This is a genomic window from bacterium (genome assembly GCA_024226335.1).
GTDB lineage: Bacteria > Myxococcota_A > UBA9160 > SZUA-336 > SZUA-336 > JAAELY01.
Window position 1 is genome coordinate 1 of the sequence record JAAELY010000510.1, and the last position, 516, is coordinate 516.

Annotated in this window: 1 protein-coding gene; it reads left to right on the plus strand. The window is 62.0% G+C overall.

Annotated features, from left to right (window positions below):
* Positions 1-468, plus strand: a 468-nt coding sequence (locus GY725_24820; protein ID MCP4007418.1) for a group II intron reverse transcriptase/maturase, incomplete at its 5' end; no start/stop codon positions are given.
* Positions 469-516: the final 48 nt, after the last annotated feature.

Sequence of the window (516 nt, forward strand, 5' to 3'; positions counted from 1 at the left end):
AAGACCCGCCTGATCGAGTTTGGCCGCTTCGCGGTCGAGAATCGTAGACGGCGGGGCGACGGCAAGCCCGAGACGTTCAACTTCCTGGGGTTCAAGCACATTTGTAGCAGGGATCCCAGGGGACGGTTCGTCGTCCTCCGACACACGATGCGCCAGAAGCTGACGGCGAAGCTGAAATCGATGAACATCGAGCTGAAGCGTCGCCGCCACCAGAAGCTGGCAGAGCAGAGACGGTGGCTGAGTGCGGTCCTGCACGGGCACTTCCAGTACTACGGCGTGCCTCGCAATACCCGGGCTCTGAACGTCTTCTATCAGGAAATCCTGTGGCACTGGTGGCGAGCGCTTCGGCGTCGCAGCCAGAAACACCGGCTTCCGTGGAAGCGCTTCTACCGCCGCGCAAAGCGACACCTTCCCCAGCCGCGAGTCTTTCATCCCTATCCGGATCAACGCCTGCGCGTCACCACCTGAGGCAGGAGCCCAGTGCAATAGTCCTGCACGTTGGGATCTGTGCGGGGG